The organism is Dehalococcoidia bacterium, from assembly GCA_035310145.1.
GTDB lineage: Bacteria > Chloroflexota > Dehalococcoidia > CAUJGQ01 > CAUJGQ01 > CALFMN01.
The window spans coordinates 25,277-48,800 of record DATGEL010000114.1; the positions used below are offsets into that span (position 1 = coordinate 25,277).

General features: G+C 69.0%; 21 protein-coding genes. 14 read left to right on the forward strand and 7 right to left on the reverse strand.

Annotated elements, in window-relative coordinates; all coding sequences use genetic code 11:
• Positions 1 to 75: 75 nt before the first annotated feature.
• Positions 76 to 528 (forward strand): MaoC/PaaZ C-terminal domain-containing protein, encoded by a 453-nt coding sequence (locus VKV26_21395; protein HLZ72469.1) that lies wholly within the window; start codon positions 76 to 78, stop codon positions 526 to 528.
• 91 nt (positions 529 to 619) lie between these two features.
• On the opposite strand, the gene VKV26_21400 is transcribed toward VKV26_21395, so the two are convergent.
• The 5 genes from VKV26_21400 to VKV26_21420 all read right to left on the reverse strand — a co-directional run bounded on the left by VKV26_21400 (position 620) and on the right by VKV26_21420 (position 6,379).
• Positions 620 to 1,189 carry a GNAT family N-acetyltransferase gene (locus VKV26_21400; protein ID HLZ72470.1) on the reverse strand — a complete coding sequence of 190 codons (570 nt, stop codon included), beginning with the start codon at positions 1,187 to 1,189 and terminating at the stop codon, positions 620 to 622.
• Positions 1,190 to 1,277: 88 nt separating this feature from the next.
• The gene (locus VKV26_21405) at positions 1,278 to 1,763 is read right to left on the reverse strand and encodes an NUDIX hydrolase (protein ID HLZ72471.1); all 486 of its coding nucleotides are present in this window, start codon (positions 1,761 to 1,763) and stop codon (positions 1,278 to 1,280) included.
• Positions 1,764 to 1,787: 24 nt separating this feature from the next.
• On the reverse strand, positions 1,788 to 2,792 hold the full coding sequence (locus tag VKV26_21410; GenBank protein ID HLZ72472.1) for a HEAT repeat domain-containing protein: 1,005 nt from the start codon (positions 2,790 to 2,792) through the stop codon (positions 1,788 to 1,790).
• 166 nt (positions 2,793 to 2,958) lie between these two features.
• Positions 2,959 to 5,112, reverse strand: coding sequence for an amylo-alpha-1,6-glucosidase (locus tag VKV26_21415; protein ID HLZ72473.1), 2,154 nt, complete (start codon positions 5,110 to 5,112; stop codon positions 2,959 to 2,961).
• Between the two features lie 28 nt (positions 5,113 to 5,140).
• Positions 5,141 to 6,379: an FAD-dependent oxidoreductase gene (locus VKV26_21420; protein HLZ72474.1), complete on the reverse strand. Its 1,239-nt coding sequence runs from the start codon at positions 6,377 to 6,379 to the stop codon at positions 5,141 to 5,143.
• A gap of 192 nt (positions 6,380 to 6,571) precedes the next feature.
• Between VKV26_21420 and VKV26_21425 the strand changes: the two genes are divergently transcribed.
• Both VKV26_21425 and VKV26_21430 read left to right on the forward strand, forming a co-directional pair.
• Positions 6,572 to 7,252: a sigma-70 family RNA polymerase sigma factor gene (locus tag VKV26_21425; GenBank protein ID HLZ72475.1), complete on the forward strand. Its 681-nt coding sequence runs from the start codon at positions 6,572 to 6,574 to the stop codon at positions 7,250 to 7,252.
• Positions 7,249 to 7,500, forward strand: a complete 252-nt coding sequence (locus VKV26_21430) for a zf-HC2 domain-containing protein (protein HLZ72476.1) — start codon at positions 7,249 to 7,251, stop codon at positions 7,498 to 7,500. The genes VKV26_21425 and VKV26_21430 overlap by 4 nt, the downstream gene beginning before the upstream one ends.
• A 122-nt stretch (positions 7,501 to 7,622) precedes the next feature.
• Here VKV26_21430 and VKV26_21435 read toward each other — a convergent pair whose 3' ends face one another.
• Positions 7,623 to 7,979, reverse strand: a complete 357-nt coding sequence (locus tag VKV26_21435) for a helix-turn-helix domain-containing protein (GenBank protein ID HLZ72477.1) — start codon at positions 7,977 to 7,979, stop codon at positions 7,623 to 7,625.
• A 150-nt stretch (positions 7,980 to 8,129) separates the two neighbouring features.
• Here VKV26_21435 and VKV26_21440 point away from each other — a divergent pair, with 150 nt between their 5' ends.
• The 7 genes from VKV26_21440 (at position 8,130) to VKV26_21470 (ending at position 17,623) form a co-directional block, all read left to right on the forward strand.
• Complete coding sequence (locus VKV26_21440; GenBank protein ID HLZ72478.1) at positions 8,130 to 8,924, forward strand: enoyl-CoA hydratase/isomerase family protein; 795 nt, start codon at positions 8,130 to 8,132, stop codon at positions 8,922 to 8,924.
• A 63-nt stretch (positions 8,925 to 8,987) separates the two neighbouring features.
• Positions 8,988 to 9,776, forward strand: coding sequence for a crotonase/enoyl-CoA hydratase family protein (locus VKV26_21445; protein ID HLZ72479.1), 789 nt, complete (start codon positions 8,988 to 8,990; stop codon positions 9,774 to 9,776).
• A 188-nt stretch (positions 9,777 to 9,964) separates the two neighbouring features.
• Positions 9,965 to 10,996 (forward strand): N-acetyl-gamma-glutamyl-phosphate reductase, encoded by a 1,032-nt coding sequence (gene argC, locus VKV26_21450; protein HLZ72480.1) that lies wholly within the window; start codon positions 9,965 to 9,967, stop codon positions 10,994 to 10,996.
• Positions 10,997 to 11,123: 127 nt separating this feature from the next.
• On the forward strand, positions 11,124 to 12,359 hold the full coding sequence (argJ, locus tag VKV26_21455) for a bifunctional glutamate N-acetyltransferase/amino-acid acetyltransferase ArgJ (GenBank protein ID HLZ72481.1): 1,236 nt from the start codon (positions 11,124 to 11,126) through the stop codon (positions 12,357 to 12,359).
• A gap of 219 nt (positions 12,360 to 12,578) precedes the next feature.
• Positions 12,579 to 13,349: an acetylglutamate kinase gene (gene argB, locus VKV26_21460; GenBank protein HLZ72482.1), complete on the forward strand. Its 771-nt coding sequence runs from the start codon at positions 12,579 to 12,581 to the stop codon at positions 13,347 to 13,349.
• A 34-nt stretch (positions 13,350 to 13,383) separates the two neighbouring features.
• Complete coding sequence (locus tag VKV26_21465) at positions 13,384 to 16,320, forward strand: UPF0182 family protein (GenBank protein ID HLZ72483.1); 2,937 nt, start codon at positions 13,384 to 13,386, stop codon at positions 16,318 to 16,320.
• A 73-nt stretch (positions 16,321 to 16,393) separates the two neighbouring features.
• Complete coding sequence (locus tag VKV26_21470; protein HLZ72484.1) at positions 16,394 to 17,623, forward strand: acetylornithine transaminase; 1,230 nt, start codon at positions 16,394 to 16,396, stop codon at positions 17,621 to 17,623.
• A gap of 181 nt (positions 17,624 to 17,804) precedes the next feature.
• Here VKV26_21470 and VKV26_21475 read toward each other — a convergent pair whose 3' ends face one another.
• The gene (locus VKV26_21475) at positions 17,805 to 19,388 is read right to left on the reverse strand and encodes a long-chain-fatty-acid--CoA ligase (protein HLZ72485.1); all 1,584 of its coding nucleotides are present in this window, start codon (positions 19,386 to 19,388) and stop codon (positions 17,805 to 17,807) included.
• Between the two features lie 121 nt (positions 19,389 to 19,509).
• On the opposite strand from VKV26_21475, the gene VKV26_21480 reads away from it, so the two are divergent.
• The 4 genes from VKV26_21480 to VKV26_21495 all read left to right on the forward strand — a co-directional run bounded on the left by VKV26_21480 (position 19,510) and on the right by VKV26_21495 (position 23,341).
• Positions 19,510 to 20,316 carry an HAD-IA family hydrolase gene (locus VKV26_21480; GenBank protein HLZ72486.1) on the forward strand — a complete coding sequence of 269 codons (807 nt, stop codon included), beginning with the start codon at positions 19,510 to 19,512 and terminating at the stop codon, positions 20,314 to 20,316.
• Between the two features lie 130 nt (positions 20,317 to 20,446).
• Positions 20,447 to 21,910 (forward strand): argininosuccinate lyase, encoded by a 1,464-nt coding sequence (gene argH / locus VKV26_21485; protein ID HLZ72487.1) that lies wholly within the window; start codon positions 20,447 to 20,449, stop codon positions 21,908 to 21,910.
• On the forward strand, positions 21,894 to 22,589 hold the full coding sequence (rpe, locus tag VKV26_21490; protein HLZ72488.1) for a ribulose-phosphate 3-epimerase: 696 nt from the start codon (positions 21,894 to 21,896) through the stop codon (positions 22,587 to 22,589). Before argH ends, rpe begins: the two co-directional genes overlap by 17 nt.
• A 158-nt stretch (positions 22,590 to 22,747) precedes the next feature.
• Positions 22,748 to 23,341, forward strand: a complete 594-nt coding sequence (locus VKV26_21495) for a hypothetical protein (protein ID HLZ72489.1) — start codon at positions 22,748 to 22,750, stop codon at positions 23,339 to 23,341.
• Positions 23,342 to 23,524 lie beyond the last annotated feature (183 nt).

The following is a 23,524-nucleotide window of genomic DNA, read 5'->3' on the forward strand; positions in this document are numbered from 1 at the left end:
GCGGGTATTTGGTCATGCCGCATCCGGCACCGCGGCCGGATGTGGAGTGAAACCGCAGCGAGAGGACAGCGCACAATGACGACGGCGGCAGCAAGCGGCACCAAGGTCTATTTCGAAGACGTCAAGGTCGGCGACGAGATCCCGAAGCTCGTCAAGAATCCCTCCACGCAGCAACTCGTGCACTGGGCGGCGGGCTCCGGCGACTTCTACCAGATCCACTACGATCAGGACTTCGCCCGTTCCACCGGACTGAACGGCATCATTGTCCACGGCGCGCTCAAGCACGCCTTTCTCGGCCAGCTGCTCTGGGACTGGGTGGCGCCCAGCGGCGGCAAGATCAAAAAGTGGGGCGTGAGCTACCGCGGCATGGACTATCCGGCGCAGGACATGACCTGCCGCGGCGTGATCACCGGCAAGAGCCAGGAGAACGGCGAAAACCTCGTTACGCTCGATATCTGGACGGAGAACCCTTCCGGCCAGAAGACCTCGCCCGGCACGGCGACGGTGTCGCTGCCCTCCCGCGGCTAAATCCGCAGGAACCGCTCGGTTGATCGCCAGGGGCGCGTCCCGTTGAGGCGCGCCCCTGGCTTGCTGCGGCGTCGTGTCGCGAGCCGCAGGCTTACGAACCTTCGCGCTGGGCAGCCTCCGCGTCCTCGCGTTCGACCCACTCGCGGCGGATTTCCATCGAGACGAAAGTGTGCAGGCCCCGGCGATTGAGACCGATCGGCAGGAAGCCGGCGGCACGGAAGCTGTGCTGGGCGCGCACGTTCCAGTCGAGCGTGTTCAGATAGATGCGGTTCAGCGCGGTGAACTCGAAGACGTAGCGCACGAAGGTGCGCACGGCGTCGCGGCCGTAGCCTGCGCTCCAGTAGCGCCGCTCGCCGATCGTGATGCCCAGCTCGGCTTCGCCCCGACGCTCGTCGATGTTGTAGTACATCACGTTGCCGATGTGCTCGCCGGCGAGCGTCTCAATCGCGTAGACGCGGCGGAAGGGGCTGGGGTAGCGCAGGTCCTCCTGGTAGGTCACCAGGAAATCGGCGAAGGAGACACGCAGCGGCGTCGCGGCATCGAAGCGCGCCAGCTCGGGATCGCGGCGCCAGCGATAGTCGGCCTCGGCGTCGGCGTGGCGCTTGCGCCGCAGGCGAATGCGGGCGCCATGAGCGACAACGTCTTCGACTTCGAGCGCCACGCGGCGTCTCCTTCGCAGACCGTTTGGCTGCCGCTCCCACCGTAGCGCGGATTCGCGCCACCGTGCCAGCCGCGCGGTCTGCTGCGCGTCAGTCGGCCTCGCTCACGTTGCCGTTCACATGTTCGGCAGGGGCATGCAGCAGGGCGGCGGCCCGGCGCAGGATCTCCGCCTCGTTGGCGTAGGTCAGCGCGTGCTCGGCGTCCCACAGCGGGAACCACTGCACCACGTCGTATTCGTGATCGTGGTCGGCAGTGTTGCCGCCCGTGGGCACCATCAGGTAGTGGTGGACGCGCTTATGAAAGCGCACGCCCTGTTCGACGCGCGAGAACCAGTACTCGATCTCGCCGACCTTGCGATCGATCTGCACTTCAAGTCCGGTCTCTTCCTGGACCTCACGCAGGGCCGTTTGCTCCAGCGTTTCGCCGGGAAGCGGCGTGCCCTTCGGCAAGCCCCAGATGCCCTGCGGCGTGCGGCCGCAAAGCACCACTTCGAAGCCGCCATCGGTGCGGCGATAGACGATGCCGCCGGAGGAAACCGCGTCCTCGATGCGTAAACGCTGCCCCGTGCGCCTCACCGCCGCACTCCCTCGCTCGCCGCGCTAGTCGTCGTCCGGCTCATCGTCGTCGGACTCGTCCCACTCTTCCAGCTCATCCGGCTGCACGGCGGCATCGCGTCGCAGCAGGCGCTGCGCTGCGCCGCCGATCAGCCCCTCCTCGGCGCGGGCCGCGGCGATCGCCGCCTGCACCGCCTCGGCGATCCGCCGATCGGCATCCTGCGTCCGCCGGTTCAGCGCCTCCAGGGCGCTGCGCCCGCCGATCTCACCGAGCGCCCGGATCGCCTGCTCCTGGACCTCCTGGTCGGGGTCGTCAATCAGCGGTGTCAGGTGAGGCGCCGACTCTTCTTCGCCGATTTCGCCCAGCGCCTCGGCCGCCTCGAAGCGGCGCAAGGGATCGTCACTGGCCAGCTCACGGTAGAGCACCGGCAGCCAGGCCGCGTCGCCGTTGCGCCCCATCGCGTGCAGCGCGGCGATCTGCAACGCCGGCGCGGGGTCGCGGTAGGTTCGCTCGATCAGGTCGTGCACCCAGCCCTGGCTGCAGGCGCCCAGCGACTCGACCGCGCGCCCGCGCAGCTCGGCCGGCTGCGCCGTGTCGCCGGCGACGGCGCGCAGCGCGTCCAGCACGCGCTCGTTGTCGCGCGGGCGCAGCGCGTCAAACTCGCCACGCAGCACCCAGTTGCCGAGCAATGCCGCCGCGGCGGTGCGTACACCCGCGTCCGGGTCGGCGCCGAGCAGCATCAGGAAGTTGTCGAGCAGCGTGCGGTCGTCGCTCTCCCACAGGCCGTCAAGCGCCAGGCGGCGCAGCTCCGGGTCCGGGTCTCCGAGCAGATGCGTGAAGACGGCATCGAAGTTCAGCGTGGCATCGTCTTCGCTGAGGTCGAGCAGACGGCGGGCGATCTCCTGCCGGCGGGCGGCGCTGACCTGCGCCAGCAGCCGGGCAAGCTCGGCCAGGCGCCCGCGGTCCAGGTCCGAAAGCACTACCAGACGCGCCGCACGCAGCGGCTGCGAGAGATCGGCAAGGTCGGCAAAAGCACTGGCTTGCGCCACCGCCGGCCCCCTTGGGGGGCGGCCGATTCAGACAGGGGAGCCTCGTACAGGTACGCGGGCTTCGGAAACGGCCACGCCTCTTGACGGAAGTTTGTCACGCGGGTTTGGGGCTGTCAAACCGTTACGGCGCGGCGCCTGGCTTGACCTGCGCCGTAGCCGCAAGGCGTTACCGCTTCGTCGCGGCGCTCAGCTTCCGCCAGACGCGCAGCGTCTCGGCCACGCTCCAGGCCTGCGCGATGCAGCCACGCGGCGTGTGCGGCGGGTCGCCGTCAAAGATCTCCGAAATGGTGCCGAGGCCCGCATCACGCAGGTGGTCTTCCAGCGGGCGCAGCAGGGCCAATGCCGCGTGCGCGTCGCGGTAGACACGATAGTGCGCCTCCGCGTAGGGGCCGAGCAGCCAGGCCCAGACGGTGCCCTGGTGGTAGGCGCCGTCGCGCTGCGTCTGGTCGCCACCGTAGCCGCCCTGATACGCCGGTTCGGCCGGCGCCAGCGAGCGCAGGCCGCCGCTGGTCAGCAGATCGCGGCCCACGGCATCGACCACGCCCGCGGCCACGGCGCCTTCCAACAGCGGATTGGGCAGTGAAACGGCGAAGATCTGGTTGGGCCGCTCGCTGAAGTCATCGCCGTTCGGGCCATCGACGACATCGGCAAGATGCCGACTATCCGGCCGCACGAAACGCGTGCGGAACGAGTCACGCACGCGATCGGCGAGTGCCGCATACTCGCTGCCGGTCTGCGGGTCGCGGGTGGCGTAGATTGCGGCGGCGATGCGCAGGACGTTGTACCAGAGCGCGTTGATCTCCACCGGCTTGCCAGCGCGCGGCGTCACCACCCAATCGCCGACTTTGGCGTCCATCCAGGTCAGTTGCAGGCCCGGAGCGCCGGCCTGCAACAACCCGTCGCGCTGGTCCATACCGATGCCGAACCCGGTGCCCCGCCGGTGCCGTTCGACGATCTCGTGCAGCGCCGGCAACAGCTCCTCGATCAACGTCTCGCTGCCGGCGACGTCGCAGTAGGCTCGCACCGCCAGCACATACCAGAGCGTGGCGTCGGCGGTGTTGTAGCTGGGCGGCAAGCCGGAATCGTCTGGGAAGTTGTTGGGGCAGAGGCCGCTCTCAATGTAGCGGGCGAAGGTGCGTAGCACGTCGGCCGCCTCGGCGGCGCGGCCCGTGCTCAGCGCCAGGCCGGGCAGCGAGATCATGGTGTCGCGGCCCCAGTCGTTGAACCAGTGAAAGCCGGCGATCACCGTGCGCCCGCCTGCCGGGGCCGCCGTCGTGCCGTCGTCCCCGGTCACGGACATGCCGTTACCGGACGCAGAAGCGGTGTCGCCGCCATGCCCCACGCCTGCCGTTTGACTGCCGCCGCGCCGCGCCAGGAACTGATCCGCGGCCAGCACAAGCTGCCGCGCGAACGGATCGCCCGCACCGGCGTCGCGGATCAGGCCGATCTGTCGCGCCTCGGCCATCGCCAGCGCATAGCCGCTGTTCAAATCCGCGCTGGACTCCGTGGTCAGCACCAGGGTGAACAGGGCGCCGGGCCAGAGCGTGGCGCTGAATTGGCCCGGCGCGAACAGATCACTGCGATCGTCCAGGCCGCGGGCCGTCTCCTCGCGGTGATGGAAGTTCCACCACCAGCCGCCGCTGGGCGTAAACTCGCCGCCGTCGGCCAGAAGGCGGAAGGGCCGCGCGCCGGAGAACGCCACGATCTCGGCGCCACGCGGCCGCGCCTGCACCGCCGGTTGCCAGCCCTGGCCCGACGTCAGGCTGTGGAAGTCACGATAGGTGACAAGCGGGGTGACATGCAGCTCCAGCGAGTGCGTGCCGCGCAACAGCCGGTAGCAGACGTAGGTCGTGTTCTGGCCCTGGGCCATCCACACGCGCCGCTCCAGCAGCGCATCGCCCAGCGCGAAGGTCCAGACCGGCAGCATGCCTTCCAGATGGAAGGATTGCAGGTACCGAAAACCCTGCGGGTCGATCGTGCCGCCGGCGAACTCGTGCGCGGAGAGCTTGCAGACGCCGCCGTCGTAGGTCGCCTGCTCGTCCAGTGCGCCGACCAGCACCGTGCGGCCCACCGGCGGCGTGAGCGCGGCCACGAGCAATCCGTGGTAGCGGCGGGTGGCGATACCGGCCAGCGTGCCCGAGGCATAGCCGCCGAGGCCGTTCGTCACCAGCCATTCGCGGCGCAGCGCCGCTTCGAGATCACCGCAAATCTCGCGGCCGAACGCGACGAGCGGCCCGCCGGCTTCGCGCTGCACGGGGAGCGGCGGCGCGGCGTTCTGCGCCGTGGATTGCACCGAGCCGGAAACGATCGCCTCCGCCATGCCGCCCTCCCCGCCGCCCGCGCGGGCGTCACACCGCTGCGGCCGGAGCCATCGCCTCCACCATGCCCGCGCGCGGCATACCGCCGGCGCGCGGTTCGACGTAGGCGCGTATCGCCAGGGCCACGGCCGCGCCCTCGCCCGCCGCCGACGCGGCCTGCTTGGTGCTGCCCGCGCGGCAGTCGCCCGCCACGAAGATGCCCGGCACACTCGTCTCCAGCGTCGGACTGGAGACGATGAAGCCGCGTTCGTCGGTGTTCACCAGCTCGCGCACCAGCGCCGTGTTCGGCGAAAGGCCGATAAACACGAACACGCCCGCCGGCGTGATCGTGCGCGTCTGGCCGCTGTCCACATCCTTCAGCTCCACCGCCTCGAGATGGCCTTCGCCGCTGAAGGCCGCGGGTGACACGCTCGTCAGGACATCGATTCGCGGGTTGGCCTCGACCTTCTCCACGACGACACGGCTGGCCGTGAGCGCCGGAGCGCGCGTTGCAATCGTCACTTTGCTGGCGAATTTCGTCAAGAAGAGGCTCTCCTCACCCGCCGAGTTGCCGCCGCCGACGACGAGCACCTCGCGGCCGCGGTAGAACGGCCCGTCGCAGGTGGCGCAGAAATGCACGCCCGCGCCGACGAAGTCGTCTTCGCCGGGAATACCCAGCCGCCGGTAGGTCGAGCCGAGCGCCAGCAGCACGGCCCAGGCGCGATACTCACCGCCGTCCGCGGTGCGTACCCAGCGGTAGTCGCCGTCGGCGCCCACACCGATCACCTCCTGCGCCGAGAGGATCTCGACGCCGAAGCGCTCGGCCTGGCGGCGCAGGCGATCGGCGAATTCGTTGCCGGAGACGCCGTCGGGGAAGCCGGGAAAGTTGTCGAGTCGCTCAGTGACGCCGGCCTGGCCGCCGACGCCGCCGCGCTCGATCACAAGGCTGTCGATTCCCTCTCGCGCGGCGTAGAGCGCGGCGGTCAGCCCCGCCGGCCCGCTGCCGACGATGATCAGGTCGTAGAAGGTGCGCTTCGCCATCGTCTGCAGGCCAAGCTTGGCCGCCAGCTCGGCGTTCGACGGCTCGACCAGCGTGGTGCCGTCGCCGAAGATCAGCGTGGGGATGATGTGCTTGCCGACGTTCACCCGCTCCACGACCTGCAGGCCGGCCGTGTCCTTGTCGATGTCGATGAAGTCGTAGTGCACCCGCTGCTCGCCGAAAAACTGCTTCGTGCGCTTGCAATCGCTGCACCACTGCGTGCCATACATGGTGATCTGTGTGTGCGACATCGGAGCGAGTCCTCCCCACTGTCAGGCCGCGGCCCTCGCCGCGGCGCACTGCTGATCGGTCTACGCCGGCGAGCGTACGTTACAGCATTCCGGATCACGGGCATCGTGCGGGTGCTGACAGCCGCATCGAATATGATCGCCGCGCTCGATTGTCGATTGCGCATCGGCTACCCTCTGCCCGAAGGAGCCGCGATGACCACCCCGTCGAGCCCTGCCGGCGGCGCCCCGCTCGAGCCGCGCGTTTCCGCGGATGATGCCCGCATGCTCGCCGCCCTGCAGGCGGGCGACGAGGCGGCGTTCGAGGAGCTGATCGGCCGCTACCACACCGGCATGGTGCGGCTGGCGCTGAACTACGTGCCGAGCGCCGCCGTGGCCGAGGAGGTGGCGCAGGAGGCATGGATCGGTGTCCTCAAGGGCGTTGGCCGCTTCGAGGGCCGCTCCTCGCTGCGCACCTGGATCTACCGCATCCTCGTCAATACGGCGGTCACGCGCGGCCGGCGCGAAGGGCGCAGCGTGCCCTTTTCGGCGCTCTTCGACGCCGAAGGCGCGCCGCCGGAAGTGGCGATGGATCCAGCCTACTTCGGCAGCAGTTCTCACCATTGGGCCACGAAGCCCGAGAGCTGGGAGGGAGCGCCGGAGGCGCAGCTTCTCGCCGGCGAGACGCGCGCGCGTATCGATCAGGCGATCGCGGCGCTGCCGCCGGCGCAGCGCGAGGTGATCACCCTGCGCGACGTGCAGGGCTTCGCCTCGGACGAGGTCTGTAACATTCTCGGCGTCTCCGAGTCTAATCAGAGAGTGCTGCTGCACCGGGCGCGGTCCAAAGTCCGCCGCGCCCTCTCCGCATACCTGGGAATGGAGCCGGCGCCGGCGTGAGCGAACCAGCGGAACTGAACTGCCAGGAACTGGTCGAGCTGATCACGGCGTACCTCGAGGGCACGCTGCCGGCAGACCAGCGCGCCCGCTTCGACGCCCACCTGCCGCACTGCTCCGGCTGCCGCAACTACCTCCAGCAGATGCGCCTCACCATCCGCACCCTCGGCTCGCTCTCGGAAGCCACCATCGCCCCCGTCGCCCGCGATCGCCTGCTCGACGTTTTCCGCGACTGGAAGGCCGGGCGCTAGCCACGCGGACTCGATCCCCGGCGTTCGCCGCAGCGAGACTCTCCCTGCCGCCGCTGCTCCGGCCCCTGCCTGCTGCGCGGCTCGGACTCGCCTCGCTCCCGGGCCGCCCGCGCGCCGACGCTTTATCCGGTCGGCGTATCAGTGGTCGGAGACGCCGGCTCCCAGGCTTCGCCGTAGCAACGCATGGCGATGAGGACGGGCACAAACGCCTTGCCCTTCTCCGTCAGCGTGTACTCGGCGCGCGGCGGGTGTTCGCGGTAGAACACCCGCGTGACCATACCGCGCGCCTCAAGACGCTTCAGTCGGTCAGAGAGCACGTTCGCGGAGATGCCGTCGAGCGACACCAGCAGGGCGGAGAAGCGCCGGCGACCCCATGAAAGGTCGCGCAGGATGAGCATGGTCCAGCGGTCGCCAACAACGTCGAGCGTGCGGGCGACCGGGCAGTACTGTTGGGTTTCGTAGCTGCGTGTCTCGGACAGCCTTCCGCCCCCGAACCGAACTACATTAACTTTCTGATACTGACTTGATCTTCGTCAATCAAGTGAGTAATAAATCATAGAGTGAGTAGCGATATCTCAAGTCTGTGGCCCGGCCATGGCCGGTCGCGGAAGCGCCAGGAGGAGTAGCCGATGACCACCGTGGAAGCGCCGGCCGTGCAGTTCGACGTCAGCGCGGGTGTGGCGACGATCACGCTCAACCGGCCCGAGCAGCTCAACGCGATCAACGCCGAGCTGGGCGCGGGACTGATGGAGGCGTTGCGCCAGGTGCGGACTCGCGACGATATCCGCGTGGCGATTCTCACCGGCAATGGGCGCGCCTTCTGCGCCGGGGCAGACCTGCGCAGCCGGGCCGGCGGGCCGGCCGCAGCGGGCGGGGTAGCCGGTCTGTTCCGGACGGACGACGCGGTCGGCTTCCACGAGTTCGAACCGAAGAAGCCGATCATCGGCGCGGTCAACGGCTACTGCCTGGGCGGCGGCTTCGAGATCGCGCTCTCCTGCGACCTGCTGATCGCCAGTGAGGCCGCGCAGTTCGGGCTGCCGGAGATCACGCTCGGCTTCTTCCCCCTGGCGGGGGCGCCGGTGACCCTCCCGCGCTCGATCCCTCGCGTGCTGGCCAATGACCTGCTCTTCACCGGCGAACGCATTCCCGCCGCGACTGCCTACGCCTTCGGGCTGGTGAGCCGGATTGTGCCGCCCGATGAGCTTCTGCCGACAGCACGGGCCATGGCCGAGAAGATCGCCGGTTACGCCCCGCTGGCGGTGCGGGCGATGCACGAGCTCGTGCGGCGGCAGGGGAACATGCCGCTCGGCGAGGCGCTCCGCCTGGCGAGCACCATGCGCTGGGCCATCGGCCAGACCGAGGACGCCAGGGAGGGTCCGCGGGCGTTTGCCGAGAAGCGTACACCGGTGTTTAAGGGCGAATAGGGCCAGGCAAACGCCCCGGCGCAGCGGCACGGCGTGGGAAAAGGAACCAAGCGGGTGAGTGAACTGCAAGCGGGTCAGTCGCAGGGGCGAGTCCGCCATGAGGTGGTCGGGCGCATCCTGAAGATCACCATCGACAACGCCGCGAAACGCAACGCCTTTGTCCCGGAGATGATGCAGCAGCTCTCGGAGGCGCTGACTCTGCTCGACCGCGACAGCGATCTCCGGGTTGGCGTGCTGTGCGCGGAGGGCGCGCACTTCACCGCCGGGCTGGATATGCCGAAGTTCTTCGGCCCCGGCGCGAGCACACGACCAACACCGCCGGAGAATATCGACCCGTTCCAGCTGGCGAAGCTCTGCCGCAAGCCGATCGTGACGGCCGTGCAGGGCGTAACCTTCACGATCGGCATCGAGCTGATGCTGGCCGGCGACATCGTGGTCGCGGCAGAGGATGCGCGCTTCTGCCAGATGGAGGCGAAGCGCGGCATCGCGCCGCTGGCCGGCGCCCATTTCCGCATGCTCATGCGGGCGGGCTGGGGCGACGCCATGTATCATCTACTGCTCTGCGATGAGTTCGGCGCCGCCGAGGCGCATCGCATCGGGCTGATCCAGGAAGTTGTCCCCGTTGGCCAGCAGGTCGACCGCGCCATGGCGCTGGCAAACATCATCGCCGCGAACGCGCCGCTCGGCATCCAGGCCACGAAGCGGGCGGCGCGCACGTTCATCGCGGCCGGGGAGGCGGCGGCCAGCGCGGCGATCGCCGACATCCGGGCCAGTGTGCTTGAGACAGACGACGCCAAAGAGGGGGTTCGATCCTTCGTCGAGCGGCGGCCGGCAGTGTTCCGCGGAGCGTAGCCGCCACCGGCCGAATCGCGACGAACAGTGTGCCGTATGGAGCATCTCGGCTCGGTCCTTCGCCCGAGCGCGGTGAGGGATCGGCGAGTGGCTCACTCCCCATTGCTGCTCCGGGCGCCAGGCGAACGCCGCGTCCTTGTCCGCGGGCCAGCGACTGTCTATAGTGCGGATACGAGCGAGGGCGGGCGGTGATCCGAGTCGGGGTCGTCAACGTCACGGGCTATGCGGGTGTGGAGGCAGCACGCCTGCTGCTCACCCACCCGCAGGCGCGCATGGTCGCTTGCACCGGCCGCAGCGAGGCCGGTAAGCCACTGGCCGCCGTCTTCCCGCACCTCTTCCAGTACGATCTAACGATCACCGAGCAGATCGAAACCGATGTCGACGCCGTGATCGGCTGCCTGCCGCACGCGGCCAGCGCCGCCGCGCTTGCGCCGTTCGTCGAGCGCGGCATTCCCGTCGTGGACGTGAGCGCCGATTTCCGCCTGCACAACCCGGCCGAGTACGCCGCCTGGTACGGCGGCGACCACCCGGCGCCGCAGCTTCTGGACGGCGCCGTCTACGGCCTGCCCGAGCTGCACCGCGAGGCGATCGCGGCCAGCAGGCTCGTCGCCAATCCCGGCTGCTTCCCCACCTCGGCGCTGCTGGCGCTGGCGCCGGCCTGGCAGGCGGGTCTGATCGAACCCGGGATCATCGTCGACAGCAAGTCGGGCATCTCCGGCGCCGGGCGGGGCCTGGCGCTCGGCTACCACTTTGCCGAGGCCGACGAGGATGTCGTCGCCTACGGCCTCAAGGGGCACCGGCATCTGCCGGAGATCACGCAGGAGCTGAGCCTGCTGGCGGAGTCGCCGGCGCCGCGCGTCACCTTCGTACCGCATCTTTCGCCGATGGTGCGCGGCATCGAGAGCACCTGCTACGCCGATCTGCGCCTCGACCGGCTCGGCGCCGACCCGGCGTCCGAGCTGCTGGGGCTCTACCGCGACTTTTACCACGACGCGCCCTTCACCCGCGTGGTCGGAGCGGCGCCGCACACCAAGCACACCGCGGGCACCAACTTCTGCCTCGTGCATCCCACCGTCGATCGCCGTACCGGCCGTCTGGTCGTCTCCGCCTGCCTGGACAATCTGGTCAAGGGGGCGAGCGGCCAGGCGGTGGAAAACCTCAACCTGATGCTCGGGCTGCCGCAGGGCGCGGGGCTCGACGGCGCGGCGCTCTATCCCTGACCGGCGGTTTGGCGGAGCGGCGCAGCGCGGCGGCAACGAGCATCAGCATCCGTTGCCGCCGCGCTGTTATGTTGACGACGGTGCGACCCTGGAGCGATCGCGCCGCCGGCATTCGGAGGCTAGACCAATGACACAGGCGACGCAGACCACGGCGAGCGTGCAGGAGATCCCCGACGGCAGCGTCACCACCCCGGCCGGCTTTCAGGCGGGCGCCACCCATGCCGGCGTCAAGTACCAGGACACCGCGCGGCACGACGTCGGCCTGCTCTACTCCGAGCGGCCCTGCGTCGCCGCCGGTATGTTCACGAAGAGCAGCGTGGTCGGTGCGCCGGTGATCGTCTCCAAAGAACATCTGGCCGACGGCTCGGCCCGGGCGATCGTGGCGAACTCGGGCATCGCCAACGTGGCGACCGGCGCCGAGGGACTGCAGGCGGCGCGCGCCATGGCCGAGCAGGCGGGCGGGAAGCTCGGCATCGCCGCCAGCGAGGTGCTCGTCGCCTCCACCGGTGTGATCGGCTGGCAGTTGCCGATGGATCGCATCGCCCGCGGCATCGACGCGATCACCCTCGCTTCAGACGGCGGCATGGACCTGGCCCGCGCGATCATGACCACGGATACCAGGCCGAAGCACGCCGCGGCCGCCTTCGTTTTCGGCGGCAGGCGCTACCACGTCGGCGGCATCGCCAAGGGCTCCGGCATGATTCACCCGGACATGGGCACGATGTTCGGCTTCCTCACCAGCGATGTGCCGGTGGCGCCGGAGCTGATCCGGCCGCTGTTGCGCTCCGTGGTGGACGAGACCTTCAACATGGTGAGTGTGGACGGCGACACCAGCACCAGCGACACGGTGGTGCTGCTCGCCAATGGCGCGGGCGGCGGCGCGCCGTTCACGCCCGGCAGCGCCGGCGCCGAGGCGCTGCGTGCGGCGCTCTTCGCGACTTCGCGCAGCCTTGCCAGGCAGATCGCGGCGGACGGCGAGGGCGCCTCGAAGCTGATCGAGGTGCGGATCAGCGGCGCGGCGAGCGTGGAAGAGGCGCGCCGCGCCGCGCGCACCGTCTCCGTCTCGCCCCTGATGAAGTCGGCGGTCTACGGCAACGACTTCAACTGGGGGCGCGTGATGATGGCGGTCGGCCGCAGCTACGTCGCGATCGACCTCGACAGGGCCGAGGTGCGGATCGGCGACGTGATAGCCTATGCCTGCGGCGCCCCGCGCGCGGTTGACGAGCAAACCGCGCTGGACGCACTGAAGGGCCCGGAGGTGGTGATCGCCGTGCAGCTCGGCGTGGGCGAGGCGGCGGCCACGGCCTGGGGCTGCGACCTCACCGAGGAGTACGTGCGCATCAACGCCGAATACACGACATAGGCATGAATGCGGAGCCGGCCCGCACGCCCGCGCCTGATGGCGCGAAGGCGCCCGATGGCCGGTATGGCATCCAGTGGATAGACGCTCGCCGCCGATCGGCGCATGCTGGACGGCGGCGGGCGTAAGCGATGGGGCAAGACCGGTCGCGGACCGGCAGCGAAGCCTGCACCGGCGGGCGGTCGCCGGTCTTGAGTCCATCTGTAAGGCGGCGGGGCAGGGTTGTCGGCAGCGGACACGGTCATCGTCAAGATCGGCGGCAGCACCTTCGGCTCGGGCGATACCACGCTGGCAGACGCGGCGGCGCTGCACCGCGCCGGCACGCGCGTCGTGATCGTGCACGGCGGCGGCGCGGAGATCACGCGCTGGCTGGGCATTCACCAGGTGCCCTCGCGCTTCGTCGACGGTCTGCGCGTCACCGATGCGGCGGCGATCGATGTCGTGGTCGCGGTGCTGGCCGGGGTGGTCAACAAGCGGCTCGTCGCACAACTCGGCCGGTTCGGCGTCAGCGCGCTCGGCCTCTGCGGGCCGGACGGCGGCGTGCTCGTCGGCGAGATCGAGAACCCGGCGCTCGGCTTCGTCGGCGCGGTGCGCGAGGTGGGCGTGACCGTGCTGGCGGCGCTGCTCGACGCCGGCCTGCTGCCCGTGATCGCGCCGATCGCGGTGCAACGCGGCGGCGATCAACTGCTGAATGTGAACGGCGACACGGCGGCCGGCGAGGTCGCGGCGGCGCTGCCCGGCTCGCGCCTCGTCTTCCTCACCAACGTGGCCGGCGTGCTCGACGGCGACGGCAGGCCGATCGTGCGGCTGGACGCGGCCGAGAGCGGCCGCCTGCGTGCGGCGGGCGTGCTGACGGGCGGTATGCTGCCGAAGATCGACGCCTGCCTGCGCGCCGCCGCCGCCGGCTCGCGCCCGGTCATCGTGGACGGACGCGCGGCCCACGCGTTGCAACAGGCGATGGCGGCCGCGCCCGCCGGTACTGTCTTCGCCTGACGGCGAAGCGGCAGAGAGCGGAAGGAGCCTGAGGGTGGCGTCCGGCGACCCGCCGAGAGAAGACCGCGAGGGCCTGGGACCGCCGCCGATCCCCTTCCGGGTCGGCCGCGAACAGTTGCCGTCGTTTCACGCCATGCGCTGGCTGGTTGTGGTCGCGGTGCTGATCGGGCTGTTCACGCTCGCCTCGATCTTCAAAGGGCTCTATGCCGATTTCCTCTGGTTCGACAGCCTGGGCTACGCCGCGGTCTACAACACGATGCTGATCACCAAGACGGTGCTGTTCTTCGTGGGCGCCCTGCTCTTCCTCGGCTTCATCGCCGGCAACCTCTGGCTGGCGCGCCGGCTGGCTCCGGTCGGCCTGGAAGAGAGCTTTATCGCCGAGGTCGAGCCGGCGACGCTGAAGCGCATCGTCACGATCGTCGCTGTGGCCGGCTCGATCTTTCTCGCCATCGTCTTCGGCTCCGTCGCCTCGAGCGAGTGGGAGACCTGGTTGCGGCTCGTGAACGGCGCCAGCTTCGGCGGCAGCGACCCGGCATTCCACATGGACCCGGGCTTCTACATGTTCACCCTGCCGGGCCTGTGGGCGATCTTAGACTGGCTGCTGGGCCTCACGATCGTGACGCTGCTGGCGGTGATCGGCGTCTACGCCTTCGTGATCAGCCTGCAAAACTTCGAGGTGCGGCTCAGCCGGGCGATCAAGGCGCACGTTGGCTGCCTGGGCCTGCTGCTGCTGCTGGTCTACATCGTGCGCTACCGGCTCGACATCTTCAGCCTGGCGATCACCAAGAACGGCGTGGTCGAAGGCGCGACGTACACCGACATTCACGCCCGCATTCCCGGCTACTACATCCTCATGGTCTTCGCCGTGGCTGCGGGCGCCTGCATCGTTTGGTCGATCTTCCGACGGCGGTTGATCGTCGCCGGAGCGGGCGTCGGCGCCTGGATCGTGGCGGCGATCGCGCTGCTCGGCATCTACCCGGCCGCGGTGCAGCGGCTCAACGTCGACCCGAACGAGCTGGCCAAGGAGCAGCCGTACATCCAGCGCAACATCGACGGCACGCGCACGGCCTTCAACCTGCAAGCGGTGGATTTGCAGCCGTTCCAGGCGAGCAGCGACATCACGCGCCAGACGCTCAGCCAGGACCAGGCGACGATCGACAATATCCGCCTCTGGGATCCGCGCTTCGAGATCCAGACCTATAAGCAGCAGCAGGAGATCCAGCAGTACTACGTTTTCGACGATGTGGACGTGGATCGCTACGCACTGAACGGCAGAATGACCGAGGTCACGCTCGGCGCCCGCGAGCTGTCGCAGGACAGCCTGCAGCCGAGCGCCAGGACCTGGGTGAATGTGCACACCCGCTACACGCACGGCTACGGCGCGGTGATGAACCCGGTCAACAAGGTCGATGTCTTCGGCCTGCCAGCCTACAACCTGCAAAACATCCCTCCGCAGGGCGAGCCCGCGATCGAGCAGCCGCGCATCTACTACGGCCAGCAAACCAAGGAGTACGAGATCGTCGGCGCCAAGCAGGCCGAGATCGACTTCGAGGACAACACCGGCACGCAGCAGGAGACCCGCTACAACGGCAACGGCGGCGTGGGCATCGGCTCGTTTTTCCGGCGGCTGGTCTACGCCTGGGAGTTCGGCGACACGAACCTCTTGATCAGCGGCCAGATCACCGGGCAGAGCAGGCTGCTCTACCGCCGCACGCTCAAGGACCGGATCTCACATATCGCCCCGTTCCTGACGCTGGACAACGATCCGTATCTTGTGATCGTGGACGGCAAGCTGTACTGGATCCAGGACGCCTTCACGACCTCGGACAGCTTTCCCTATTCCGAGGACGAGAATGGCATTAACTACATCCGCAACAGCGTCAAGATCGTGGTGGATGCCTACACCGGCGATGTGACCTTCTACCTGGTCGATCCGAGCGATCCGGTGGCCAAAACCTACCAGAAGATCTATCCCACGCTGTTCAAGCCGTTCGATGCGATGCCCGCCTCGCTGCGCAGCCACATCCGCTACCCGGAAGACCTCTTCCGCATCCAGTCCGATGTCTACCGCACCTATCACATGACCGATCCGAGCGTGTTCTACGGCAAGCAGGATCTGTGGGCCACGCCGCAGGAAGGCACCGGCGGCTCGGCCAAGGACCTCGACCCGTACTACCTGATCATGCGCCTGCCCGGCGAGCAGCGGCAGGAGTTCGTGCTGATTCGTCCCTTCACCCCGGCGAACAAGCCGAATGCGATCGCCTTGATGGCGGCGCGGATGGATGCGCCGAACTACGGCCAACTGCAGGTCTTCCGCTTCCCCTCCGGTCAGGTGATCGCCGGGCCGGTGCAGGTGCAGTCGAGCATCGACGCCCAGCCGGAGATCTCGCAGCGGTTAACACTGCTGAACCAGCAGGGCTCGCACGTGCAGCGCGGCAACCTGCTGATGATCCCGATCAACCAATCGTACATTTATGTCGAGCCGGTCTACCTGCAGGCCGACCAGAACCCGAAGCCGGCCGTCGTCGCCGTGATCGTCTACGCGGCGGGCAAGGTCTTCATGGAGCCGTCGCTCAACCAGGCGCTGGCCGCCGCGGTGGGCGAGATCACGCCGACCTACAGCTTCAGCAGCTTCGCCGCGAGCGCCGCCACGGCCGCCGCGCAAACCAACAACTCTGGCGGCAACGGCCAGCCGACGCCCACGGCCACACCCGCCGCCGGCGCCTCCCCTGCGCCCGCAAGCACCACGCCGCCGAACGTCGCTGCGCCGCCGGCAACCTCGGTCACCCCAACCGCGACCGATATCCCCGGTCTGATCCGCGAGGCGTCGGACGCGAACGCGCAGGCGCAGCAGCGCCTGCGTAACGGCGACTTCGCCGGCTACGGCGAGGAAGAGGCGCGTCTGCAGGCGGCGCTGAACCGGCTGGGCCAGCTCATCGCTCAGCCGACAGCGTCGCCCGCACCTCGCTGACGCGGCGAATCGAGGCAATCCCGGCCAGACTCCCGTACACTGGCCGTCACAAGCAGCAGACGGAGCGACAACGATGACGTCGACGACGACGAGCAGCACAACCGGCGCCGGCTCGAGCGCGGATTGGCAGCAGCGCGAGGCCGCGGTCTTCTTCCAGGCGGCCAAGCGTGTGCCGCTGACGATCATGCGCGGCGAAGGCACCGCCGTCTACGACGTGGAGGGCCGCCGCTACCTGGATTTCGTGGCCGGCATCGCCACCAACTCGCTCGGCCACCGCCATCCGACCGTGGTGGAGGCGATCAAGGCGCAGGCCGATACGCTGATCCACATCTCCAACGTTTTCTACAGCGAGCCGCAGGTGCAGCTGGCGGAGCTGCTGGTGCGGCATTCGGCGCTGGACCGCGCCTGGTTCTGCAACAGCGGCGCCGAGGCGAACGAGGCGGCGATCAAGCTGGCCCGCAAGTGGGGCGGCATGCACAAGCAGGGCGCCAGCGAGATCATCAGCACCGAGAACGGCTTTCACGGCCGCACCCTGGCCGCGATCACGGCCAGCGGCACCGAGCGCTACAAGCAACCGTTCGCGCCGCTGCCGGGCGGCTTCGTCGTCGTGCCTTTCAACGACATCGAAGCCATGCGCGCCGCCGTAACACCACACACCTGCGCAATCCTGCTGGAGCCGATCCAGGGCGAGGGCGGCGTGAACCTGCCCTCGGCCGGCTATCTCGCGGCCGTACGCCAACTCTGCGACGAGCAGCACATCCTGCTCATTCTGGACGAAGTGCAGACCGGCGTGGGCCGCACGGGCACGCTCTGGGGCTACCAGCAGTACGGCGCCGAGCCGGACATCATGACCCTGGCGAAGGGACTGGCCGGCGGCGTGCCGATCGGCGCCATCCTGGCGAAGGAGCCAGTCGCCGCCTGCTTCGTGCCCGGCGACCACGGCTCGACCTTCGGCGGCAACCCGCTGGCGACGGCGACGGGCTACTCGGTCTTGAAGTTCGTGATCGAGAACGATCTGCCGGCGGAGGTCGCGCGCAAGGGCGAGCGGCTGATGCGGGGTCTGCACGGCTTCGAAGACCGCCACGGCAGCATCGCCGAGGTGCGCGGCAAGGGCCTGCTCTGCGCGGTGCAGTTCAGCAGGGACATCGCCGACCAGGTCATGAAGCAGTGCGTGGAGCGCGGGCTGTTGGTCAACATGCTGCGCGCCAACCTTGTGCGCTTCTCCCCGCCGCTGACCGTCACTGACGCCGAGATCGACGAGGCCCTCGCCAGCTTCGAGGCCGCGCTGAAGGCGGCAGAATAGAAGCGCCGGCCGTCGGCCCTCAACCTCTCCTGTCTCCTTCTCCCAATCCTGGGAGAAGGAGACGATCCAGCCTGGAGCGTTCCGTGGTCGGTACGGTTACCCCGGCGCAGTCCGATTCCAGCACCCCAGGAACACCCCTCTCCCAGGATTGGGAGAGGGGACGGGGGTGAGGGCCGACGGCTCAGTTCACCCGCTTCTTCTGCCCCGCCCAATACTTGTCGCGCAGCACGTACTTCTGCAGCTTGCCGGTGGCCGTGCGCGGCAGCTTCTCGACCAGCTCCACGCTCGTCGGCGCCTTGAAGTGCGCCACGTGCTCGCGGCAGAAGGCGATGATCTCGGCCTCGGCCGGCTGCATGCCCTCGCGCGGCACGATCAGCGCACGCGGCGTCTCACCCCACTTCTCGCTCGGCACGCCGATCACCGCCGCTTCCAGCACCGCCGGGTGCTTGTAGAGCACGTCCTCGACCTCGATCGACGAGATGTTCTCGCCGCCGGAGATGATCACATCCTTGGCGCGGTCCACGATGTTGATGTAGCCGTGGCGGTTGACAGTGGCGAGGTCGCCGGTGTGGAACCAGCCGTTCTCGATCGCCTTGTCCGTTTCACCGGGCTGGCGCCAATAGCCCGCCATCACCACGTTCGAGCGCGCCAGCACCTCGCCGATCTGCTCGTCGTCGGGCGCAACGGCCTCGCCGTCGGCGCCGGCGATCTTGAGCTGCACGCCGATCATCGGCACGCCGGCGCGGGCGAGGATCTGGCAGCGCTCGTTTTCCGGCAGCGCCTCCATGTCGGGGCGCAGCGTGCAGATCGTGAGGAACGGCGCCGTCTCGGTGAGCCCGTAGACCTGGATGAATTCCCAGCCCAGCTCCTCGCGCAGCCGCTTGATGAACGCGGCCGGCGGCGGCGCCCCGGCCACGACCAGGCGCGGCCGCGTGCGGATCGCGTAGCTCGCCTTGTCGGGGAAGTTGAGGATCGTGCTGAGCACGGCGGGCGCCATGCAGGCCCAGGTCACGCCCTCGTCCTGCACCATGCGGAAGATGTCGGCGCCGTCGACTTTGCGCAGCACGACGTGGCGCACGCCCATGCCCGTGGCCGTGAAGGGCGTTCCCCAGCCGTTGGCGTGGAACATCGGCAGCGTGTGCAGCAGCACGTCATCGTGCGTGACGCGCAGGTGGCCGATCGAGTTCCAGGCGTTGGCGTAGAGGTTGCGATGCGTCATCATCACGCCCTTGGGTCGCGCCGTCGTGCCGGAGGTGTAGTTGATCGTGGCGAGATCCGTCTCCTGCAGGCGCGCGTCGGGCGGCTCGGCGTCGGTCGCTTCCGCCAGCAGCGCCTCGTAGCTCCGCCAGCCGTCGCGCGGGGCGCCGCCGAGCATTACGTACTCGCGCACCGTGCCCAGCGCCGGCCGGATCTCCTCCGCCACCGGCGCCAGCTCTTCGTCCACCAGAAAGACCGAGGCGCCCGCGTGGTTGACGATGTAGGTGAAGTCCGAGGGCACGAGGCGGTAGTTCAGCGGCACGAGCACAGCGCCGATCGCGCTGACGCCGTAGAACGATTCCAAGAAGCGGTGGCAGTTGGGGCTGAGGATGGCGACGCGGTCGCCTTTCGCCACGTTCAGCGCCGCCAGCGCGTTCGCCAGGCGGTTCGTGCGTGCGGCAAACTGGCTGTAGCTGAATCTCTCGTCTCCGCAGACGACGCCCTCGCGGTCGCCGTACAGCTCGACCGCGCGGCGCAGGAAGTCCGAAACCAGCAGCGGCACGTCCATCGTTCCATCCTCTCCTGACCGGCGCCCGGCCCCACGACCGGGCCTGCCTTTGAATTCAGCCTATGCGCTGCGCCCGTTGCGTCAAGCGAGCGCCGCGGGAGCGCGCTATCCTGATCGCACGATGGCGATGCGCGCGCTGCTGTTCGACCTGGGAGACACGCTCTGGCAGACCCCCGTGCCGCCTCGGCCCGGACTGGAGGCCGAGCTTGCGGCTCGCCGGCTGGCCCTCGTGCCCGGCGGCCGCGGCGAGGGTATCGATCTCACGCGCCTCGCCGCGGCGCTCCTGGAAACGACGCGGGCGGCGCAGCAGGCGGCAGCGCACGGCTCGCTGCTTTCACCGGACTTCGCCGGTCTCGCCGACACGATCATCCGCGACTTCGGCTTTGCCCGTGGCGCTGACGAGACGGCGGGCGTCTGGCGCGCCTGCTACGTGCCGATCGATCGGCTCGGCCGCCAGGTTTTTCCGGATGCGCACGCCACGCTGGCCTGGGCGCGCGCTGCAGGGCTTCGTCTCGGCGCCGTTGCCAACCACCCCTACGGCGCTGCCGCCGTCGAGGCCGAGCTGTGCAGCGCCAACCTGCGCGAATTCTTCGACGCCGTGACCGTCTCCGCCGACGTCGGCTGGCTGAAGCCGCACCCGGAGATCTTCTTCGCCGCTCTCGCTGCACTGGGCGTCACGCCTGACGAAGCCGTGATGGTGGGCGACTCGTTGAGCGTGGACGTGAAGGGCGCGATGATGATCGGGATGGCCGCGGTCTGGAAGCGCAACGGGCGGCGAGGCCGGGCCGGCGCGCGGCCGCCGATCGAGCCGACCTATCAGATCGACGACCTTGGCGAGTTGCCGCGCCTTGTGCACGGCGCCCCGGCCAGCCTGCTCACGGCCGATGCGCTCGGCTACCGCGAGGCCGGACCGGACCGCTACGCGTAGCCCCTTCGTCCGAAACCGCAAACCAACGACTCCCGCTCGTACAGATTCGAGGTGCACGGTGGCGAAGAAACCAGGTCCACGGCGCCAGAACGCCCGCGGCGCCCCGGACGCGGCCCAGCGCGAGGGCAACATCCTGCGCGCCGGCCGCTTCGCGAAGCGCATGGACCCGCTGGTCGAGGAGTACACCTCCTCGATCGAGCAGGACGCGGCGCTTCTGCCTTTCGACATCGCAGGCTCGCGCGCCCACGCCGCCATGCTCGGCCAGCAGCGCATCATCCCCGCGGCCGACGCCGCCGCGATCGAGCGCGGCCTCTCGGCCATCGCCGCGGACGCCGAGACGGGCGCCTTCCGGCTCAGGCCAGAGCAGGAAGACGTGCACATGAACGTCGAGGCCGAGCTGGAGCGGCGCATCGGCGCGCCCGCCGGCCGGCTGCACACCGCCCGCTCGCGCAACGACCAGGTCGTGAACGACTTTCGCATGCTCGTACGCGACACCGCCGAGATGGTGAGCGAGAAGCTGCACGACCTGGCCGAAGTGACCGTTAACCTGGCGGAGCAGCACCTCGACACGGTGATGCCCGGCTACACGCACCTGCAACTCGCGCAGCCTGTTCTGCTTGCCCATCACCTGCTGGCCTACTTCCAGATGTTCGCGCGCGACGCCGAGCGCTTCTGGGCCGTGAGCGAGAGCGCGAACGTGCTGGCGCTGGGCAGCGGCGCCCTCGCCGGCCTGCCCTATCCGCTCGACCGCGACTTCACCGCCAACGAGCTGGGCTTCGAGCGCGTCTCGCCCAACAGCATGGACGCCGTCTCTGACCGCGACTTCGTGCTGGAGTTCCACGCCGCCGCCGCGATCTGCATGATGCACATCTCGCGGCTCTCCGAAGAGATCATCCTCTGGTCCACGCGCGAGTTCGGCTTCATCACTCTGGACGATGCCTACGCCACCGGCTCCAGCATCATGCCGCAGAAGAAGAACCCTGACATCGCCGAGCTGGCGCGCGGGCGCACGGCCCTCGTCTACGGCAACATGGTCGCGGCGTTCGCCCTGATGAAGGCGCTGCCGCTGACCTACAACCGCGATCTGCAGGAGGACAAGGGCCCGTTCCTGCAAAGCGTGGACCTGCTGGTGCCCACGCTCGAGATCTTCGCGGCGATGCTGCCCACGATCACCTGGCACAAGCAGCGCCTGCGCGAGGCGGCCGGGGCCGGCTACTCACTGGCCACGGACATCGCCGACTACCTGGTGCACAAAGGGCTGCCCTTCCGCCAGGCGCACGAGATCGTCGGCCAGCTCGTGCGCTACGCCGACGCCCAGCACAAGGACTTCCCCGACCTCTCGCTGGGCGAGTACCGCCAGTTCTCTGACCTCTTTGACCAATCGGTGCTCAAGATCAACCTCGATACGGCGATCGACGGCCGCAACACGGCCGGCGGCACGGCGCGGCAGCAGGTGCGCGATCAGATAGCGCTGGCGCGCGAGTGGCTGAACCCGCCGAACCTGGACGAGCTGGATGAGCTGTTTGCGCAGGCCGCCTCGGCCTTCGAGCTGCCGCCGGGCGGCGGGAGGGGTGGCAGTGGCCGCAAACGCTAACGCCGTCAAGATCGCCCCGTCCATCCTCGCCGCGGACTTCGCGCGCCTTGGCGAGCAGGTGCAGGCGATCGAGGCGGCCGGCGCCGACTGGGTGCATGTCGACGCGATGGACGGCCAGTTCGTGCCGAACATCACCTTCGGCCCGCTAATCGCCGCCGCGGTCAAGCGCAGCAGCGCGTTGCCGATCGACCTGCACGCGATGATCGCCGAGCCGGAGCGCCAGATCCGCGCCTTCGCCGACGCCGGCGCGAGCCTGCTGACGGTACACGCCGAGGCGACCGTCCACCTCCACCGACTCGTGCATGACATCAAGCATGCCGGCATGCTCGCGGGCGTGGCGGTCAACCCGGCCACGCCGCTCGACGCTGTCAAGTGGATCGCGCCGGACCTCGACCTGCTGCTGGTGATGAGCATCAACCCCGGCTGGGGCGGCCAGAAGTTCCTGGCGCTGGCGCTGCCCAAGCTGCACGAGGCGCGGCGCCTGCTCGACGCCGCCGGCAGCACGGCGGAGCTCGAAGTCGACGGCGGCGTTGACACTGAAACGGCGGCGGCGTGCGTCGCCGCCGGCGCCACCGTGCTGGTCGCTGGCACCGCCGTCTTCGGCGCCGCAGTGGGCATTCCGGCGGCGATCAGGCGTCTGCGCGACGCGGCCGCCGCTGCCGTGCAGCGCATCGTGTGACCGTTGCGGCGACGCCGATCGCTCGGGACGCCTCTGTTGGCGAGTTCACGCAGATCGGGTGAAGCAGCCAACACTTGCAAAGATCGTCCGTATGTCGCGCTTCCGTACCTCCTGCATCAGCGGTCCACAAGGGATCGCTCGAATTCAGGAGGTAGCTCATGCCGCGATCGCTTCGTTCCGCCATCCGTCTCGGCGCCCTGGCCCTGGTCGTGGGGGCAACGGCCATGATTGGTGTCCGCACCTTCGCCTCGGCCTCGCAGCCCTTCGCCCGCTTCGACATGATCGCCAGCCCCGGCATCTCGTCCTGCCTGCCCAACGCCGTGGGGCATGTGACCATCGTTTCGCAGGGCGTGGTCGAGGTCATGCGGCTCGACGTCAGCGGCCTGCCGGCCAACACGGACTTCGACTTCTTTGTCACCGAGCTGCCGAACAAGCCCTTCGGCGTCGCCTGGTACCAGTCCGACCTGGAAACGAACAGCCACGGCGAGGGCCACGTGACGGTCGTCGGCCGCTTCAACATTGAAACCTTCTCGGTCTCCACCGGCGGCCCCACGACCACCTTCCCGCCGACGCACATGTACCACCTCGGCCTCTGGTTCAACGACCCGCAGGTGCCCTTCAACCTGGGCTGCGAGCCGGGCAAGACGGAGCCCGTGGTCACGCCCTTCAACGGCGAGCAGCACGCCGGCATCCAGGTGCTCAATACCGCGAACTTCCCGGACAACGCCGGCCCGCTCAGCCAGGTGCAGTAGTCCGAGCCGGATCAGCGCACGGCCGGCGGGAAATGCTTCCCGCCGGCCCTGGACTTTGGCACATCGACCGTGCTCGCCGCGTGGTCCAGGCGAGCGGGAGCCGGGAGTGCAGGTCCGGATCAGGCTCAGGCGCGCAGGACACCGCTCGCGGCGTTGAGCAAGCCGCCAAGCTGATCGGCTTTT